Source organism: Burkholderia sp. NLJ2 (assembly GCF_049487195.1).
In the GTDB taxonomy this organism is placed as follows: domain Bacteria; phylum Pseudomonadota; class Gammaproteobacteria; order Burkholderiales; family Burkholderiaceae; genus Burkholderia; species Burkholderia pyrrocinia.
In genome coordinates this window covers 2,611,400-2,630,908 of record NZ_CP137810.1, presented here as the reverse complement: position 1 = coordinate 2,630,908, position 19,509 = coordinate 2,611,400, and the positions used below count along the sequence as shown (strand labels likewise).

The following is a 19,509-nucleotide window of genomic DNA, read 5'->3' as shown; positions in this document are numbered from 1 at the left end:
CAGCAGGCATTAACCGACAACGCGTTACGCGAAGGAGATGGGTATGCCGTATCGCATCGAGCATGACACGATGGGGAAGATCGCGGTTCCGGCCGAAGTCTACTGGGGTGCTCAGACTGAGCGTTCCCGCCAGAACTTCACGATCGGCGGTCAGTTGATGCCGCGAGAGCTGATTCGCGCCTTCGCTATCGTCAAGAAAGCTGCGGCCCTGACTAACCGCGAGGCCGGAGTGCTTTCCGACGACGCATGCTCGCTCATCGCGTCCGTATGCGACGAAATTCTTGCCGGTCAGCTATATGACCAGTTTCCGCTGGTGGTGTGGCAGACCGGTTCGGGTACGCAGACGAACATGAACGTCAATGAGGTGATCGCAAACCGGGCGCATGTACTGCGTGGCGGCAACCTGACGGACGAAAAGAAGCTGCTGCACCCGAACGACGACGTGAACCGTTCCCAGTCGTCGAACGATTCGTTTCCTACGGCGATGCATATTGCCGCGTACACGCTCATCGTCGAGCACCTGCTGCCGCGCGTCGGGACATTGTGCGACACACTGGCGCGGAAATCCGAAGAGACGATGCATGTGGTGAAGATAGGACGCACGCATCTGATGGATGCCACGCCGATCACCTTGGGGCAGGAACTTTCGGGGTTCTGCTCGCAATTGGATCACGGCCTGCGTGCCGTTCGGCATACGCTTGAACACCTCTCGGAACTTGCGTTGGGTGGAACAGCCGTGGGGACCGGCTTGAATACGCCGCGGGGTTTTGCCGATCGGGTTGCGGCGCACATCGCGAACCTGACCGGGCATCCGTTCCGCAGTGCCGAGAACAAGTTCGAGGCGCTGGCCGCACACGATGCGATGGTCGAGACGTCCGGCGCGTTGAAGACGCTGGCGGTGAGTCTGATGAAAATCGCCAACGATATCCGGCTGCTCGCGTCCGGCCCGCGCTGCGGCATCGGGGAGATTCTTATCCCCGAAAACGAACCTGGTTCGTCGATCATGCCCGGAAAAGTGAATCCGACTCAGGCGGAAGCGTTGTCGATGGTTTGCGCGCAAGTCATTGGAAACGATGTTGCGATCAACGTTGCCGGTATGAGCGGCCACTTTCAGCTCAATGTGTTCAAGCCGGTGATTATCTTCAACCTGATCAATTCGGTGCAACTGCTTGGCGATGCGTGTGACTCGTTCAACCGTCATTGTGCAGTCGGTATCGAGCCGAACCTGCCTGTGATTCAGCGCAACCTCGAGAATTCACTGATGCTCGTCACCGCGTTGAATCCGCACATCGGCTATGAGAATGCGGCGCGTGTCGCGAAGACAGCCCATTCGCGAGGCGTGACACTGCGTGAGGCAGCGTCGAGTCTCGGGCTGGTTTCCGACGAACAGTTTTCCGACTGGGTTAGACCTGATCGGATGGTTGGCCGCGAAGAGTAGTCGGACAGCCGACCCCTGATAGTGCGCGTTCCTGGACGGAATGTGATCCATTCATAAACAAAGGACTGCAAAATGACAACAAAGGGTGATAACGATCCCGCAGAAACTTCGGATTGGCTGGATGCGCTGCGTGCCGTTAGTGCGCATCGTGGAAGCGAACGCACCAACTATCTCGTCACCAGTCTGGTGGAGCAGGCGAGGCGCGAGGGCATTTACGTACCGCAGTCTCTGACAACCCCGTACTGCAATACGATTGCCCCGCAGCAAGAGACGCCCAATCCCGGGGACCTCGGTATCGAGGAGCGCCTGCGCTCGATCATCCGTTGGAACGCGTTGGCGATCATCCTGCGCGCGAACAAGGATTCGTCCGAGCTCGGCGGTCATATCGCGAGCTTCCAGTCAGCCGAAACGCTTTATGACATTGGCTTCGGACATTTCTGGCATGCGCCGGGCAACGGACATGGCGGCGATCTCGTCTACATCCAGGGGCACAGTTCGCCGGGCATCTATGCGCGCGCGTACGTCGAGGGACGGCTCAGCGAAGAGCAACTGCTCAACTATCGGCAGGAGACCGGCGGCATTGGCCTGCCGTCCTATCCGCACCCGTGGCTCATGCCGGATTTCTGGCAATTCCCGACGGTATCGATGGGACTCGGGCCGCTGATGGCCATCTATCAGGCGCGCTTCTTGAAGTACCTCCAGGGAAGAGGTCTTGCCGACACCGCGCCGCGAAAGGTTTGGGCGTTCATGGGTGACGGCGAGATGGACGAACCGGAGTCGCTGGGCGCGATATCGCTCGCGGGCCGGGAGAAGCTCGACAACCTCGTGTTCGTTATCAACTGCAATCTGCAGCGGCTCGATGGGCCCGTGCGCGGTAACGGCAAGATCGTTCAGGAACTCGAGAGCGTTTTCCGCGGTGCCGGCTGGAAGGTGATCAAGGTGCTGTGGGGCGGCGGGTGGGACCGATTGCTCGCGAAGGACAGCAGCGGCAAGCTGCTCGAGCTGATGGAAGAGTGCGTCGACGGCGAGTACCAGGATTTCAAGAGCAAAAGCGGCGCCTATGTGCGAGAGCATTTCTTCGGCCGCTACGAAGAGACGCGTGCGCTGGTTGCGGACATGACCGACGATGAGATCTGGGCACTCTCGCGCGGTGGCCACGATCCGGCGAAGGTGTATGCGGCCTATGCGGAGGCGGTGAAGTGCACCGGCCAGCCGACCCTGATCCTTGCGAAAACCGTGAAAGGCTACGGGATGGGCGAATCTGGCGAGGGCCAGATGATCGCCCACCAAGCGAAGAAAATGACGCAGGACGCATTGCGCGGCTTTCGTGATCGCTTCCGTATCCCGTTGACGGACGAACAGCTGGCCGACGTCCCGTTCATTCGTCCCGCTGATGACAGTCCCGAGATGCGTTACCTCCAAGAGCGACGCGCCGCACTCGGCGGTTACCTGCCGCAGCGGCGTCGCAAATCATCGTCACTCCCAATCCCGCCGCTTGAGACGTTCGAGCGGCTACTGAAAGACACCGGCGAGCGCGAGATCTCGACGACGATGGCTTTCGTTCAGATGCTCGGTACGTTGGTGCGTGACAAGACGATCGGAAAGCACGTCGTGCCTATCGTCCCGGACGAATCGCGTACGTTCGGCATGGAGGGGATGTTCAGGCAACTCGGAATCTGGTCATCGACGGGGCAGCTTTACAAGCCGCAGGACGCCGATCAGCTGATGTACTACCGGGAATCGTCCGACGGCCAGGTGCTGCAGGAAGGGATCAACGAAGGCGGTGCGATGTCGAGCTGGATCGTTGCCTCGACATCGTATAGCACGAATGATGTGCCGATGATCCCGTTCTACATCTACTACTCGATGTTTGGCTTGCAGCGGGTCGGTGATCTCGCATGGCTCGCGGGCGACATCCGTGCTCGCGGCTTCCTGCTCGGCGGGACGGCAGGACGCACGACGCTGAATGGCGAGGGTCTACAGCACGAGGACGGACACAGCCACCTGATTGCCGGCACGATTCCCAATTGCGTATCGTACGACCCCACCTTTGCGTACGAGGTCGTCACGATCGTCCGCGAAGGGATGCGGCGCATGGTCGAGGCGCAGGAAGACGTCTTCTATTACGTGACGCTGATGAATGAGAACTACGCGCACCCGGCGATGCCGGAAGGCAGCGAAGAGGGGATTCTCAAGGGCCTGTATCTGCTGCGTGACGGTGGCAAGGCCGAGCGGAAGGGTCACAAGGTGCAGTTGATGGGGAGCGGCACCATTCTGCGCGAGGTGATGGCTGCTGCGGATTTGCTACACACCGATTTCAAGATTGCTGCGGACGTCTGGAGTGCGACGAGCTTCAACGAGTTGCGCCGCGACGGCATGGATGTCGAGCGCTGGAACAGACTGCATCCCGCTGCGGAGCCCCGCGCGAGCCATGTCGAGCAGTGCCTGAGCGGGCATGACGGCCCTGTCGTCGCCGCGACAGACTACATGCGCAACTATGCGGACCAGATCCGTTCGTCGGTCCAGGCAGCCGGACGTCGCTACACCGTACTCGGCACCGATGGTTTTGGACGCAGCGACTACCGCCGCAAGCTACGTCGATTCTTTGAGGTCGATCGCTGGCACATCGCGATCGCGGCGCTCAACGCACTGGCGGAAGAAGGTGTGATCAAGGCATCGGTTGTAGCGGAAGCCATTGCGAAGTACGGCATCGACACCGAGGCTGCGGCACCCTGGACGGTATGAGGAGACAACAAAATGAGCGAAGCGATTGAAATCAGGGTGCCCGATATTGGCGACTTCAAGGACGTACCGATCATCGATATCCATGTCAAGGCGGGCGACGCCGTCAAGGCCGAGGATCCGTTGATTACGCTTGAGTCGGATAAAGCGACGATGGAGGTGCCCGCGCCGTTCGAAGGAATCGTGCACACACTAAAGGTGCAACTCGGTGACCGCGTCAGTGAGGGCAGCATCATTTTGTTGGCCGGTGCGAACGGCGTGGCGCCAGCGTCGGCCAAGCCGAGCGTAGCGCCGCCACCGGCGCCGGCGACTGCGCCGGCTGGCGCGGCCGACGTGCGCGTGCCGGATATAGGCGACTTCACCGACGTGCCGGTGATCGAGATTCATGTACGGCCGGGTGATACGGTGAAGGCGGAAGATCCGCTGATTACGGTGGAATCCGACAAGGCGACGATGGACGTGCCCGCTCCGCTTTCGGGTGTCGTCAGCGAGGTGAAGGTTTAGCTTGGTGACAAGGTGAGCGAGGGGACGGTAATCCTGACGCTCAGCACCGGCAATGGCGTCGCCGCTGCGCCTGCCGGCGCGCCAGCCCAGGAGGCAGTTGTCGCGGCCTCCGCGCCACCGAAACCCTCGGCTAGCGGCACCATCGACGAGCAGGCGTTTGCGCTCGCGTATGCCGGGCCAGCCGCGCGCAAGCTTGCGCGGGAGCTCGGCGTGGATCTCGGCAAAGTCCGCGGCAGTGGCAATCACGGTCGCATCGTCAGCGCGGATATCGAGGCGTTCGCGAAGGGCGGAGCAGCGACGGCCGCAGCGCAGCCGGCAACGTCCTCAGGCGATACCACCGGCAGTCGAGGCAGCGGTCTCGACCTGTTGCCTTGGCCGAACGTCGACTTCGCGAAATTCGGCCCAGTTTCCCGTAAGGACCTTTCGCGCATCAAGAAGATCTCCGCCGCGAACCTGCATCGAAACTGGGTGGTCATTCCGCATGTCACTACCCAGGACGAAGCGGATATCACGGATCTGGAACAGTTCCGCGTGTCGATGAACCGGGAACTCGAGAAGTCTGGCGTCAAGCTGAGCCTGTTGCCGTTCATGATGAAGGCCGCCGTCGCAGCGCTGAAGAAATTCCCGGAATTCAATGCAAGTCTGGATGGAGATGCACTGATTCTGAAGGACTACTGGCATATCGGATTTGCCGCCGATACGCCAAACGGCCTGATGGTGCCGGTGATTCGAGACGTCGACAGGAAGAGCATCCCGGAAATCGGTAAGGAGATGAGCGAACTGGCAAAGTTGGCACGGGACGGAAAGCTGAAGCCAGACCAGATGCAAGGTGGCACTTTCACGATTTCGTCGCTGGGTGGCATCGGAGGAACGTACTTCACACCCATCATCAACGCGCCTGAGGTCGCAATCATGGGCGTTTGCAAATCGTTCTGGAAGCAGGTGTCGGCGGATGGAAAACAATACGAGTCCAAGCTGATCCTGCCGTTGTCGCTGTCGTGGGATCACCGGGTGATTGACGGCGCGGCCGCCGCGCGCTTCACGGTTCTTTTTGCCAGCGTGCTCGCCGACCTGCGGCGAACCATGTTCTGATTCGAGGTTGAAATGACACAACGTGTAGAAGTCAAGGTTCCCGACATCGGCGACTTCAAGGATGTCGCCGTGATTGAGGTGTTGGTCAAACCGGGCGAGATCATTGCGGTCAATACCGGGCTGATCATGGTCGAATCCGACAAGGCTTCGATGGAGATTCCGTCGAGTCACGCGGGCGTCGTGAAGGAGCTGACGGTCAAGATGGGCGACAAGGTCAGCGAAGGGACCGTCATTCTGATGCTTGAGGCGACCGGAAGCAAAACGGCTTCGGAGCAGCCCACGGCGTCTTTCCCTGCGCCGTCGTCGACGGAGTCGGTGCAATCGCAGGCAGCGCTCCCGAACGCAGCCCACTTCAGTGGCAACGCCGATATCGAATGCGACATGCTCGTTCTGGGCGCCGGCCCGGGCGGCTACTCCGCTGCATTTCGCGCGGCCGACCTCGGAATGAAGACGGTACTCGTCGAGCGCTTTCCAACGCTCGGGGGCGTGTGCCTGAACGTCGGCTGTATTCCGTCGAAAGCACTGCTGCATACGGCCGGCGTGATGACCGAGGTATCTCGGCTCGCCGATCACGGTATCCGATACGGCAAACCCGAGATCGATATCGATGCGCTGCGTTCGTTCAAAGACGGCGTGATTCACAAGCTCACCGGCGGATTGGCCGGAATGGCAAAGGCACGCAAGGTCGAGGTGATTCACGGTACGGGCGGATTCCGCGACCCGCATCACCTGGAGGTCGCATTGCCGGAGGGTGGCAGGAAGATCATCCGGTTCGCCAAGGCGATCATTGCGGCTGGCAGCGAGGCGGTGAAGCTGCCGTTCATGCCGGACGACGAACGTGTGGTGGACTCGACAGGCGCGCTGAAGCTCAACCGGATTCCGAGGCGGATGCTGGTGGTGGGCGGTGGCATCATCGGCCTGGAGATGGCGACTGTTTATTCGTCGCTCGGCGCGCGCATCGATATCGTCGAGATGCTCGATGGCTTGATGGCTGGCGCCGACCGCGACCTCGTCAAGGTATGGGAAAAATTCAATAGCGACAGCTTCGCGCATGTGATGCTGAAAACGCGCACGACAAAGGCGGAAGCACGGCCTGACGGCATCTACGTGAGCTTCGAAGGCGATAAGGCGCCGCCAGAACCGCAGTGCTACGACATGGTGCTGGTGTCCGTCGGGCGAAGCCCGAACGGCCGGAAGATCTGCGCGGAGAATGCGGGGGTCGCAGTCACCGAGCGCGGATTTATCGAAGTCGATCGCCAGATGCGCACAAATGTGCCGCACATCTTCGCGATCGGTGACATCGTCGGCCAGCCGATGCTCGCGCACAAGGCGGTCCATGAAGGGCACGTCGCGGCAGAAGCCGCGCACGGCGAAACCACGCATTTCGATGCGCGGCAAATTCCGTCGGTGGCCTATACCGATCCTGAGGTCGCATGGGCAGGCAAAACGGAAGAGCAATGCAAGGCCGAAGGTATCAAGTATGCGAAAGCAGTGTTCCCGTGGGTTGCGTCGGGACGTGCGATCGCCAACGGCCGCGACGAGGGCTTTACCAAGCTGCTGTTCGACGAAGCGACGCACCGCTTGATTGGCGGAGGCATTGTCGGCACGCATGCGGGTGACTTGATCGGCGAAGTTTGTCTCGCGATCGAGCTGGGATGCGAGCCCGCCGACATCGGCAAAACGATCCATCCTCATCCCACGCTGGGCGAATCTGTCGGTATGGCAGCGGAGGTATTCGAAGGCGTCTGCACGGATCTGCCGCCGGTAAAGAAAAAATAGGGTTGGCACGGCGAATCGGAACCCGTCAGGGTCCGGTTCGCCACGGACGCCTGTCACGGTGTGTGTCCCATTGGCCACCGCTCTACAATTATTCGTATAACTAAATGTCTGGCGCCTCGCATATGCGGTGGCCTGGCTTTGCAACGGAGATATTTCCATGGCAGACGAACTGCGCGACGCCGCACTCGACTATCACCGCTATCCGGTTCCCGGCAAGATCTCGGTCACCCCGACCAAGCCAATGGCGACACAGCGAGATCTCGCGCTGGCGTACTCACCGGGCGTCGCCGAGGCGTGCATGGCGATTTTTAACGATCCGCAGGAGGCGGGGAATCTGACCGCGCGCAGGAATCTCGTTGCCGTTGTCACCAACGGGACTGCCGTGCTCGGACTGGGCAATATCGGTCCGCTGGCCGGCAAGCCGGTGATGGAGGGCAAGGGCTGTCTGTTCAAGAAGTTTGCCGGCATCGACGTGTTCGACATTGAACTCGCGGAAAACGACCCGGACGCGCTGATCGATACGATCGCCCGCATGGAGCCTACCTTCGGCGGTATCAACCTCGAGGACATCAAGGCGCCCGAGTGCTTCTATATCGAGTCGAAGTTGCGGGAACGAATGAAGATCCCGGTCTTTCACGATGATCAGCACGGTACCGCGATCGTCGCGGCTGCCGCGTTGCTCAATGCACTCAAATGCGTCGGCAAGAAGATCGAAGAGGTCAAGCTGGTGGCGTCCGGAGCAGGGGCTGCTGCGCTTGCGTGCCTGGATCTGGCAGTCAGTCTCGGCCTGCGGCGTGAGAACGTGTTTGTCTGCGATGCGACTGGTGTCGTCTATATCGGACGGACCGAGGGCATGGATCCGAACAAGGCGCGCTACGCGCGCGGCACGGACGCACGCAAGATGGCGGAGGTGATCCCCGGCGCCGATATCTTCCTTGGACTGTCCGCGGGCGGCGTGCTCACGCAGGACATGGTTGCGACAATGGCGCCGAATCCGATCATTCTCGCAATGGCGAACCCGACGCCGGAGATCATGCCCGAAGTGGCGCTGGCAGTCCGCCCTGACGCGATCATCGGGACGGGGCGATCCGATTATCCGAACCAGGTCAACAACGTTCTGTGCTTCCCGTTCATCTTCCGCGGTGCACTCGACTCGGGCGCCACGACGATCAACGAGGAAATGAAGCTGGCGGCGGTGCACGCGATTGCAGAGCTGGCGCACGCCGAGATTCCCGAGAGCGTTGCACAGGCGTACGGTGCACATGGATTGCGCTTCGGGCCGCAATACCTGATCCCGAAGCCGTTCGATCCGCGCCTGATCGAAGTGGTTGCGCCGGCGGTCGCCAAGGCTGCGGCAGACAGCGGCGTTGCCCAGGAGCCGATCGCCGATCTCAGCGCGTATCGGCAGCAACTGAGTCAGTTCGTCTATCGATCGAGCAGCGCAATGCAGCCGGTGTTTGCGGCCGCGAAGCGTTCGCCGAAGAAAGTGATTTACGCGGAAGGGGAAGACGAACGCGTGCTGCGTGCCGCGCAAGTTGCGATCGACGAGGGCCTCGCGCGTCCGTTACTCGTCGGACGGCCCGATGTAATCATGGAAGAAATCGTCAGATTCGATCTTAGGTTGTCGCCGGGTGAGAACTGCGATCTCGTGAATCCGCTCGATCCTGAAGTCTATGTAGACTCCGCGGAAGCCTACTACGAGATGCGGCGCCGTGACGGCGTGTCGCGTTCGCTGGCGCTCGCGCGGATGCGCAGCCAGAGCACGCTGCTGGCTGCGATGTTGCTGCGCACGGGGCGCGCGGATGCCATGTTGTGCGGAACGGTCGGTCGTTATACGGAGCACCTGTCTGCGGTACAGGAAGTAATCGGGACACGAGAAGGTGTGAGCACGCTCGCCGCGATGCAGATGCTGATGCTGCCGGAGCGCCAACTGTTCATCTGCGACACGCACGTCAATCGCGATCCGAATTCCGAGCAAATCGCCGAGATCGCGCTGCTGGCCGCGGAAGAGGTGCGCCGCTTTGGCGTCATCCCGTCCGTGGCATTGTTGTCCCACTCCAATTTCGGTTCATCGGACGCGCCATCTGCACGGAAGATGCGCGATGCGCTGAGGATGGTTCGAGCGCGAGATCCCAGACTCGCGATCGAAGGGGAAATGCAGGGTGACGCGGCACTGTCGCGCGCCGTCCTGGACGGTGAATTTCCCGAATCGCATCTCGACGGCACGGCCAACGTACTTGTGATGCCGAATGTGGACGCCGCGAATATCTCATACAACCTGCTCCGCGTCGCGGCTGGCCACGGTATCACCGTCGGGGGGATTCTCCTTGGGGCTGCCCGTCCCGCGCATATTCTCACGCCGGCGTCGACCGTGCGCCGCATCGTTAACATGACGGCGCTGGCCGTCGTCGACGCAGCATCGGAACGCGTGGGCGCCTGACCGGAGGGCATGCAATGGACATCCGCAATCCAGCGGTGCCCGCCGCCGAAGGGCAGCGTGGCGATGCCAAAACACGGCGGATTCCGATCCAGCCTGTTCCGCCGGAGGCACAGATCAAGCCCTCATGGCTGCGTGTGCCTTTGCCCGTCGGTCCTGCGTTTCGTGAGGTCAAGCGCTTGCTGCGTGAGGGCGACCTGCACACTGTTTGCGAGGAGGCGGCGTGCCCGAACATCGGTGAATGCTTCAGTCGCGGCACGGCCACGTTCATGGTGCTGGGTGACCTCTGTACGCGCCGTTGCCCATTCTGCGACGTCGCGCATGGTCGGCCGCGTCCGCCGGATCCGGAAGAGCCGGACCGGCTTGCCGAGGCAGTGGCGCGACTCAGGCTGTCGTACGTCGTTGTGACGAGCGTCGATCGCGACGATCTGCGCGACGGAGGAGCAGCGCACTTTGCGGCATGCATCCGTGCGATCCGCAACCAGTCGCCCGAGACGCAAATCGAAGTGCTGGTGCCGGATTTCCGCGGGCGTCTTGAGCTGGCGATCGAGCGGTTGGTGGCTGATCCGCCTGATGTGCTGAACCACAACCTCGAAACGGTGCCTCGCCTGTACCGGGCGGTACGACCAGGCGCGGACTATGCACACTCGCTGAGGCTTCTTGCCGAATTCAAGCGGGGGCGCAGCGACGTGATGACGAAGTCCGGGTTGATGCTGGGGCTAGGCGAGACGGATGCGGAGGTGCACGACGTCATGCGCGACCTGCGTGCACATCACGTGGACATGCTGACGATCGGGCAATACCTTCAGCCGCGCGCAGGCAACCTGCCGGTGCTTCGTTACGTCGAGCCAGCGCAGTTCGATGCGTTTCGGCAGCACGCGCAGCACCTCGGGTTCACGCACGCTGCGTGCGGGCCGCTGGTGCGTTCGAGTTACCACGCTGACAATCAAGCCCACGCGGCAGGACTGTGACGATCATGAACAGTGCACGCCAGAAACCGCATCGTATTGTCATCGTCGGCGGTGGTGCTGGCGGTCTCGAGCTGGCCACGCGCCTTGGCAGGAAGTATGGCAGGGGGCGCGCTGCAGAGATCACGCTCGTAGATCGTCATCGCACGCACGTCTGGAAGCCAAAACTGCACGAGATCGCGTCCGGAAGCATGGACACGAGTGCGCACGAAGTCGACTACTTGGCGCATTCGCATCGACACGGTTTCCGGTATCGCATCGGCGAAATGGTGGGACTCGACCGAGAACGGCGCGAGATTCACGTGGCGCCGTTCATCGACGACGAGGGAAAGAACGTTACGCAGGCTCGGGTCTTCGGGTACGACACGCTGATCATTGCGATCGGGAGCCGGACGAATGACTTCGGGACCCCGGGTGTACAGGCGCATACGGTGAGGCTCGAATCGCAAAGCGATGCGAAAAGGTTTCATGCTCGGATGGTCAACGCCTGTATTCGCGCTCACACCCAAGCGGCACCACTCAGGCCAGAGCAACTTCATGTCGCGATCATCGGCGCGGGCGCCACCGGCGTTGAACTCGCGGCGGAGCTTCATCGCACGACGCGTGAGGTGGTTGCATATGGACTGGATCGAATCGATCCCGACAAGGACATCAAAGTCAGCCTCATCGAAGCTGCTGATCGCGTGCTGCCTGCCCTATCGCCGCGGCTTTCGCAGGCAACCGAGCGGTTGCTCGACAAACTGGGCGTGGAGGTACACACAAGTGCACGCGTGGCGGAAGTCAGCGGTGACTGCGTGTGTCTCGCGGACGGACGAATGTTGGCGGCGGAACTCGTCGTCTGGGCTGCCGGTGTCAAGGCGCCAGACTTCCTGAGTAACCTCGCCGGTCTCGAATCGAACCGCATCAACCAATTGGTCGTCGGCGCCACGCTTCAGACAACGCGGGATCCGGACATCTTTGCGTTCGGTGACTGTGCCGCATGCCCATGTAGTGGCACTGACGGTAATGTGCCGCCGCGCGCTCAGGCGGCTCACCAGCAGGCAGCGCATCTGGTGACGCAGATGAAGCTGAAGTTGGCGGGCAAGCCGCTGCGCGACTATCGGTACCGCGACTTTGGTTCGCTCGTGTCGCTCGGCAAGTTCAGCACCGTCGGCAACATGATGGGTGGCCCAATGGGAGGCAGTCTCATGATCGAGGGCATGCTTGCGCGCGTCATGTACGAATCGCTCTACAAGATGCATGAGTTGGCGCTGCATGGGTGGCCCAAGGTGATCGTTGACACACTGGCGAGATTGCTCACGCGCCGCGGCGGTCAGCACGTGAAATTACATTGAGCCGGCGTGACATCCGATTGCAAGAGAACAAATATGGAAACCAACCATCCTGACCCAAGCGCTTGGTGGCGCGATCTGATGCGCTTGTGGACGCTCGACACACCCGCAGACGATGCAGCGCGAGCCTGGCGAAATGCGTGCGAGGCGTTTGCTCCGTGGCAGCTCAACGGCCTTCCTGAGTTGGGAGCGCTTTGGGCAGCGCCAAACGTGTTGAATGAGATGGCCGTTCGTGCGACCGAGGATCGACGCTTCAGCGACGACGCGTGGAAGAAGGACCCGCGTTATATCGCGCTGGCGCAGCACTATTTGGCGCAATGCGAGGGGTTCGACAAAGCCCTGTCCGCAATGCCTGTGGACGATCGCACCAAGGGCCGGTGGCGCTACATGTTGCGTCAGATACTCGATGCCGTTAGTCCGGCAAACTACCTTGTGACGAACCCGGAGGCACTTCAGACGGCGCTGGATACGAGAGGAGCGAGTCTGATCGAAGGGTTGCGTCTATTCCTCGAGGATCTCGCGAAAGGCGCGGTCACGATGTCGGACGACAGCGCGTTTTCGGTCGGTGTCGATCTCGCTGTCACGCCAGGAAGCGTGGTATTCGAGAACGAGGTGATGCAGCTGATTCAGTATGCGCCGACGTCAGCGTCGGTTCGCGAGCGTCCGTTGCTGATCGTGCCGCCCTGCATCAACAAGTATTACATCCTCGATCTTCAGCCCGAGAATTCACTGGTCGCCTACGCGGTGCGCGAGGGCCAGACCGTGTTCCTGGTGTCGTGGCGCAACATCGACGCCACATGCGGACAACTGCAATGGGACGATTACATCGAACGAGGCGTATTGCGAGCGCTCGATGTTGCACGCGATATCAGTGGAGCCGACAAGGTCAACACGTTGGGATTCTGTATCGGCGGGACGCTGCTCGCGTGTGCGCTCGCGGTGTCTGCGGCGCGTGGTGAGTCCCGCGCGGCAAGCGTGACGCTGCTGACGACGTTGCTCGACTTCTTCGATGCAGGGGAGATCGGCTTGCTCGTGACTGAGGCAATGGTTGCGGCACGCGAGATGACGATTGGCCGGGGCGGCGTGTTGCGAGGCGTTGAGCTTGCGAACGTATTTGCATCGCTGCGTGCGAACGATCTGATCTGGCCTTATGTCGTGAGCGGCTATCTGAACGGGAGACGCCCGGCCGCATTCGATCTCCTGTTCTGGAATTCGGATCACACCAATCTTCCGGGACCGATGTATTGCTGGTACCTGCGCAATGCTTACCTCGAGAACCGCTTGCGCGTGCCGGGCGGAACGGTTCAGTGCGGGCAACCCGTCGATTTCGCCAGCATAGACATCCCGGCATTCGTGTTCGCGTCTCGAGACGATCACATCGTGCCCTGGAAAGGCGCGTACGCCAGTACACGGCTGCTTGGCGGATCGACGAGATTCGTGCTCGGCGCGAGCGGGCATATCGCCGGTGTCGTGAATCCCCCCGCAAAGCGTAAGCGTCATCATTGGGCCGGCGAGATCCGCGCGGACCCGGATGCGTGGCTTACAGGTGCGGTGCGCCAAGAGGGAAGTTGGTGGCCGGAGTGGATGGAGTGGCTGCACACGCATGGGGGCGCGAATGTCGAGCCGCCACCACACGCCGGCAACGACTGCTTTCCGGTGATGGAACCCGCACCGGGGCGATTCGCGGTGGCGAAGGCCATCTAGAACAAGTAGATCGATTTCTAGTGGAGGTAGAGATGGAAGACGTAGTCATTGTTGGCGCTGCCCGCACGGCGGTTGGGAAGTTCGGCGGCTCGCTCGCTTCGGTGGCGGCGCCGGACCTCGGTGCAGTCGTGATCAAAGCGTTGCTCGAGCGATCGGGTGTCACGGCAGATCAGGTCGACGAGGTGATTCTGGGGCAGGTGCTGACGGCAGGCGGTGGGCAGAATCCTGCGCGGCAGGCCGTTATCAAGGCGGGTATGCCACATGGGGTCCCCGCATTCGTCGTGGGAAAGGTCTGCGGCTCGGGATTGAAGGCCACCCATCTGGCCGCACAGGCGATCCGCTGCGGCGATTCCGGGATCATCGTTGCAGGCGGGCAGGAGAACATGAGTGCGTCGCCTCACGTGCTTCTGCGTTCACGCGAAGGGTGCCGCATGGGCGATTGGAAGTTGACCGATACGATGGTTCATGACGGTCTGTGGGATGTCTACAACCAGTACCACATGGGTATCACGGCAGAGAACGTCGCACAGGAGTACAGCATTTCGCGCGAAGCGCAGGATGAGTTCGCCGCTGCGTCACAACAGAAAGCCGAGGCTGCTCAACTCGCCGGCAAGTTCGTCGCCGAGATCGTGCCGGTTGAGGTTGCATCGAAAAAGGGCGTCGTGGTGTTCGACCGCGACGAGTTCATCAAGCCTGGTACGACCGCAGAAGCTCTGGGCAGTCTAAAGCCCGCGTTCTCGAAAACCGGAAGCGTAACCGCCGGTAACGCTTCCGGTTTGAACGACGGTGCGGCCGCAGTGCTGATGATGTCCGCAACGAAGGCACGCGAGCTCGGTCTCAAGCCGATGGCGCGGATCGCGGCCTATGCGTCTGCGGGTCTTGACCCGAGCATGATGGGTATGGGGCCTGTTCCCGCGTCGAAGCGTTGCCTCGAAAAAGCCGGCTGGAACGTGCAGGACGTGGATCTTCTCGAGATCAATGAGGCCTTTGCAGCACAAGCATGTGCTGTAAACAAGGAGATGGGCTGGGACACCAGCAGGATCAATGTGAACGGTGGTGCGATCGCCATTGGTCACCCGATTGGTGCATCCGGTGCGCGCATTCTGGTCACGTTACTTCACGAAATGATTCGGCGAGACGTTCGCCGCGGGCTGGCATCGCTGTGCATTGGCGGCGGTATGGGTGTGGCGCTCGCCATCGAGCGTTGAGCGCACTTTCAATAACGACTGGAGATACAAATGAGTGAGCAACGCGTGGTACTGGTGACGGGCGGCATGGGTGGGCTCGGCGAAACCATCTCGACGAAGATGGCGGATGCCGGCTATCGGGTGGTCGTAACGTATTCGCCTGGCAACACGTCGCATGAGGAATGGGTCGCACGCATGAAGGAGCGCGGTTACGACATCGTCGCCGTCGCATGCGATGTTGCGGATCTCGATTCGTGCAGCGGTGCGGTGGCGGAGGTGCAGGCGCAGGTCGGTGCGGTCGACGTGCTTGTGAACAACGCGGGTATCACGCGCGACATGACCTTCAAGAAGATGGACAAGGTCAATTGGGACGCCGTGATGCGAACCAATCTCGACAGCCTGTTCAACATGACCAAGCAGGTAGTCGACGGGATGGTCGAGCGTGGCTGGGGCCGCGTCATCAACGTGTCGTCGGTGAATGGCTCAAAAGGCGCATTCGGCCAGACCAACTATTCGGCGGCCAAGGCGGGTGTCCACGGATTCACGAAAGCACTCGCACAGGAGGTGGCGAAGAAAGGCGTGACGGTGAACACGATCTCGCCGGGATACATCGGAACGAAGATGGTGACGGCGATCCCCGAGGAGGTGTTGAGCTCGAAGATTCTGCCGCAAATTCCGGTTGGTCGCCTCGGCAAGCCGGAGGAAGTCGCAGGTCTGATTATCTATCTCGCATCCGAGGAAGCGGCATTCGTAACCGGCGCCAACATTGCGATTAACGGCGGCCAGCACATGCAGTAAGTCGACATGCGTACGGAGAGGAAATGGATATCTTGAAGACGGATCATGACGCCCTCATCCGGCAGTTCGCGGAAGCCAGCGCTGCCCAAGGGGAAGCATTACAAGAGGCGGTGCGCGATGCGATGTTGAGGGCATTGCAGGGGCGGGAGCTGACGCTCAAAAGCACGATCGATACGCTGCAGGCGGTAGTTGCAGCGGCGTCAGCAGGTGTTGCGCAGAACCCGAGCGGTGCCCTTGGCCGCGTGCAGCTTCTGGCCGAGGCCGTGGAGGGGATGGACGCGGCAATGGTTCGGATCATCGATGTGCATCGCCGTACGCTGCAGCATCTATTTGAACAGGGGGCAGATCTGCGCACGCCGCAGATCCGCGATGCTGTCGAACAGGTCGAGGGTCTCGAGTCTGCCTTCTTTGCGGCGATGGATCGCGCGGCCGAAGCGTCGGCGCCGCCGATGCATGGACCGTGGGTCGACGCGATTCGCGCATTCAGGCAGGCCGGAACGTCGTCGGGACCGAGCGCGAAGACCGCGGTCGAGCAGCTGATGTCGCAGACGAAACAAGCAGCGGCTGACGGCCGCGCGCTTGGGCAGCATGCGACGCAGGCGATTCTGGATCACTACGCGACGCTCGCGAGCGGTGTCTTGATGGGTATGTGCGAAGCGATGTCGAGCGCCGCGTACCTTGCTCCGTCCCCTGACGGAGAGTGACACGGCAGCTTGACTGACTGGCTTTCACCTGCACGCGGGCATATTTGGAACATGCTTGCCCGCATTCCCCGAGTTGCACCCCCTGGGAGAACACTGTTGAGCATCGATCCCGAAGTCGTCAGCCTCTCGCGGGTGCAGTTCGGTATCACCGCGTTGTATCACTTCCTGTTTGTACCGTTGACGCTCGGGCTTTCATGGTTGCTGTTCATCATGGAAGCGTTGCATGTCATGACGGGCAAGATCATCTATAGGGATATGACGCAATTCTGGGGGAAGCTTTTCGCCATCAATTTCGCGATGGGCATCGCGACGGGCGTCACGCTCGAATTTCAGTTCGGCACCAACTGGGCGTACTACTCGCACTACGTAGGTGACGTATTCGGCGTATCGCTTGCTGTCGAAGGATTGATGGCCTTTTTTCTCGAATCTACGTTCGTCGGTTTGTTCTTCTTCGGCTGGGATCGGCTCGGGCGCGTACAACATCTGGCGGTGACATTCCTTGTTGCGGTCGGGTCGAATCTTTCTGCGCTGTGGATTCTTGTCGCAAACGGTTGGATGCAGAATCCGGTCGGCGCTGCGTTCAATCCTGAAACGTTTCGCATGGAGATGACGAGTCTCACCGAGGTGATCTTCAATCCTGTCGCGCAGGTCAAGTTCGTCCATACGGTGGCTGCCGGCTACGTCACAGCGGCAACGTTTGTGCTCGGTACTAGTGCCTGGTATCTGCTGAAAGGGCGCGACGTCGCGTTCGCGATACGGTCGTTTGCGATCGCCGCTGCGTTCGGATTGGCGTCGGTGCTGTCGGTGATCGTGCTGGGCGACGAGTCAGGGTACACGACGGGCGAGGTGCAGAAGGTCAAGCTCGCGGCGATCGAGGCGGAATGGGAGACTCAGCCGGCACCGGCTCCATTCATGTTGTTTGGCATTCCGAATGAGGCGCGCGAAACGTCCGATTATGCAATCTACGTCCCTTGGCTGTTGGGGTTGATAGCCACGCGCTCCGTCGATACGCCGGTGATCGGTATCCGTGAACTTCGCGCCGACGCAGTGAAGCGAATTCGGCGCGGGCAGCAGGCGTACGCTGCGTTGCAAGAAATCCGGAACGGAAGTCGCAATGCAGCCGCGCTGGAGGCCTGGCGTCGATATGAGAACGATCTCGGCTTTGGACTCTTGCTGAAAAAATACACGTCAAGCGTTGTCGATGCGACGGACGCTCAGATCGACTCTGCGGCTCGGGATACCATTCCGCGCGTCGCGCCGATGTTCTGGGCATTCCGCTGCATGGCTGGGCTCGGGCTCTGGCTGCTCATTCTGTTCGGATGCGCGTTCTATTTTCTTGCACGCCGCAACGTCGCGCCGCAGCGATGGCTGATGAGGCTCGCGCTCTGGTCGATTCCGATACCGTGGATTGCGGCTGAATTCGGTTGGTTCGTTGCGGAATATGGGCGGCAGCCGTGGACCATCAGCGGTGTGTTGCCGACGTTCCTGAGTGCATCGAGCGCCTCACGTGGCGACCTGTATTTCAGCCTCGGCGGACTCGCCTGCATCTATACGTTGCTGCTCGGTATTGAGCTCTTTCTGATGTTCAAGTATGCCCGCAGGGGGCCAAGCAGTCTCGGATCGGGGCGCTATCACTTTGAGGCTCAAACGGCCGCGATGGAGAAAGGGAGGGCTCATGTTGGCGCCTGATACATTGCAGCTGACCTGGTGGATTCTGATCGTGGTCCTGTTCTGCGCTTTCGTAGTAACGGACGGGTTCGATTTTGGCGCGTTGATACTGCTTCCATGGGTCGCGAAGTCCGACGAACGGCGCCGCGTTGTGCTTAATGCGATCGGACCGACATGGGAGGGAAACCAGACCTGGCTCATCTGCGCGATCGGCGCGACGTTTGCTGCGTGGCCGCTGGTATACGGCGTGACCTTCTCGGGTCTCTACGTGCCGATGATGCTCGCGCTTTTTTCGCTCTTTGCGAGACCTGTCGGATTCGACTATCGGAGTAAGCTGAAAAGTCGATGGTGGCGAGTTACCTGGGATAGCGTGTTGTGTGGTGGCGGATTCATATCGGCTTCCTTGTTCGGCCTGGTAGCCGGCAACCTTTTTGTTGGGCTACCGTTCACGCTCGATCAAGACTACCGTCTCGACTGCCATGTGACGCTATTCGACTTACTCCACGCATTTCCGGTTACCGTTGCCTTGGCAACCGTTGCGATGTGCATGATGCACGGTGGTGCGTACGTGCAAAGGCGTGTCGATTCAACATTCTCTATCGAGATAGGCCGATGGACAACGGGCGCGGCGCTCGCATTCGCGGTGCTCTTCGCCTCCTGCGCGCTATGGGTTGCCACAACCTTGCCTGGCCTACACGTCTCGTCATTGTTGATGCCCGCAGCGACGCAAAACGAGAACTACCTGTCATCGCAGTTCGTCGCAGGCGGTTGGGCACGGAACTTCGTACGTTACCCGTGGTTAGCGGCCTTGCCGGTATCGGCGTGGTCGTGTTCCGTCGCGACCGCGATTCTTAGTCGGTCACAACATTGGATTGCCGCCTTTTGTGCGAGTTCGATAGCAGTGCTATCTGTCGTCGGCAGCGTGGCTGTCGCGTTATTTCCCGTGTTGGTCGCATCGTCGGAGAATCCGGCGGCAAGCCTTACCGTATGGAACGCTACGTCGAGCCCGAGAACGCTGCAGGTCATGCTGTTCGTAGCGGTGATATTCGTGCCGCTGATCGTGCTTTACACGAACTATGTCTATCGCACGCTTCGCGGAAAGATCACCGTGGAAATGATTCGAGATCAATCAACGAAACTGTACTGACAGTACTGTA

General features: G+C 60.7%; 12 protein-coding genes and 1 pseudogene. All 13 read left to right on the top strand.

Translation table 11 applies throughout. From position 1 onward, the window contains the following. The first annotated feature begins 37 nt into the window (after window positions 1–37). The 13 genes and pseudogenes from fumC (at window position 38) to cydB (ending at window position 19,499) form a co-directional block, all read left to right on the top strand. Window positions 38–1,438, top strand: a complete 1,401-nt coding sequence (gene fumC / locus R9B84_RS34285; RefSeq protein ID WP_423761832.1) for a class II fumarate hydratase — start codon at window positions 38–40, stop codon at window positions 1,436–1,438. Between the two features lie 72 nt (window positions 1,439–1,510). Beyond that, window positions 1,511–4,183 (top strand): pyruvate dehydrogenase (acetyl-transferring), homodimeric type, encoded by a 2,673-nt coding sequence (aceE, locus tag R9B84_RS34280; RefSeq protein ID WP_423761831.1) that lies wholly within the window; start codon window positions 1,511–1,513, stop codon window positions 4,181–4,183. 12 nt (window positions 4,184–4,195) lie between these two features. After that, window positions 4,196–5,776: pseudogene (locus R9B84_RS34275) on the top strand (dihydrolipoyllysine-residue acetyltransferase). Between the two features lie 12 nt (window positions 5,777–5,788). After that, complete coding sequence (gene lpdA, locus R9B84_RS34270) at window positions 5,789–7,555, top strand: dihydrolipoyl dehydrogenase (RefSeq protein ID WP_423761830.1); 1,767 nt, start codon at window positions 5,789–5,791, stop codon at window positions 7,553–7,555. Window positions 7,556–7,712: 157 nt separating this feature from the next. After that, a complete protein-coding gene (locus R9B84_RS34265; protein WP_322067076.1) occupies window positions 7,713–9,995 on the top strand; it encodes an NADP-dependent malic enzyme in 2,283 nt (760 codons plus the stop codon). Window positions 9,996–10,009: 14 nt separating this feature from the next. Then, entirely contained in the window at window positions 10,010–10,963 is a 954-nt protein-coding gene (gene lipA, locus R9B84_RS34260) for a lipoyl synthase (protein ID WP_423761829.1), read from the top strand. A gap of 5 nt (window positions 10,964–10,968) precedes the next feature. After that, window positions 10,969–12,294, top strand: a complete 1,326-nt coding sequence (locus tag R9B84_RS34255) for an NAD(P)/FAD-dependent oxidoreductase (RefSeq protein WP_322067078.1) — start codon at window positions 10,969–10,971, stop codon at window positions 12,292–12,294. A gap of 33 nt (window positions 12,295–12,327) precedes the next feature. Continuing rightward, entirely contained in the window at window positions 12,328–13,995 is a 1,668-nt protein-coding gene (gene phaC / locus R9B84_RS34250; protein ID WP_423761828.1) for a class I poly(R)-hydroxyalkanoic acid synthase, read from the top strand. A 32-nt stretch (window positions 13,996–14,027) separates the two neighbouring features. Continuing rightward, window positions 14,028–15,203, top strand: a complete 1,176-nt coding sequence (locus tag R9B84_RS34245; protein WP_423761827.1) for an acetyl-CoA C-acetyltransferase — start codon at window positions 14,028–14,030, stop codon at window positions 15,201–15,203. A gap of 30 nt (window positions 15,204–15,233) precedes the next feature. Next, the gene (gene phbB / locus R9B84_RS34240; RefSeq protein WP_423761826.1) at window positions 15,234–15,980 is read left to right on the top strand and encodes an acetoacetyl-CoA reductase; all 747 of its coding nucleotides are present in this window, start codon (window positions 15,234–15,236) and stop codon (window positions 15,978–15,980) included. A 23-nt stretch (window positions 15,981–16,003) separates the two neighbouring features. Beyond that, window positions 16,004–16,684, top strand: coding sequence for a DUF6781 family protein (locus tag R9B84_RS34235; protein ID WP_322067082.1), 681 nt, complete (start codon window positions 16,004–16,006; stop codon window positions 16,682–16,684). Between the two features lie 51 nt (window positions 16,685–16,735). Beyond that, on the top strand, window positions 16,736–18,373 hold the full coding sequence (locus R9B84_RS34230) for a cytochrome ubiquinol oxidase subunit I (protein ID WP_423763538.1): 1,638 nt from the start codon (window positions 16,736–16,738) through the stop codon (window positions 18,371–18,373). Continuing rightward, window positions 18,360–19,499: a cytochrome d ubiquinol oxidase subunit II gene (gene cydB, locus R9B84_RS34225; protein ID WP_423761825.1), complete on the top strand. Its 1,140-nt coding sequence runs from the start codon at window positions 18,360–18,362 to the stop codon at window positions 19,497–19,499. The genes R9B84_RS34230 and cydB overlap by 14 nt, the downstream gene beginning before the upstream one ends. Window positions 19,500–19,509 lie beyond the last annotated feature (10 nt).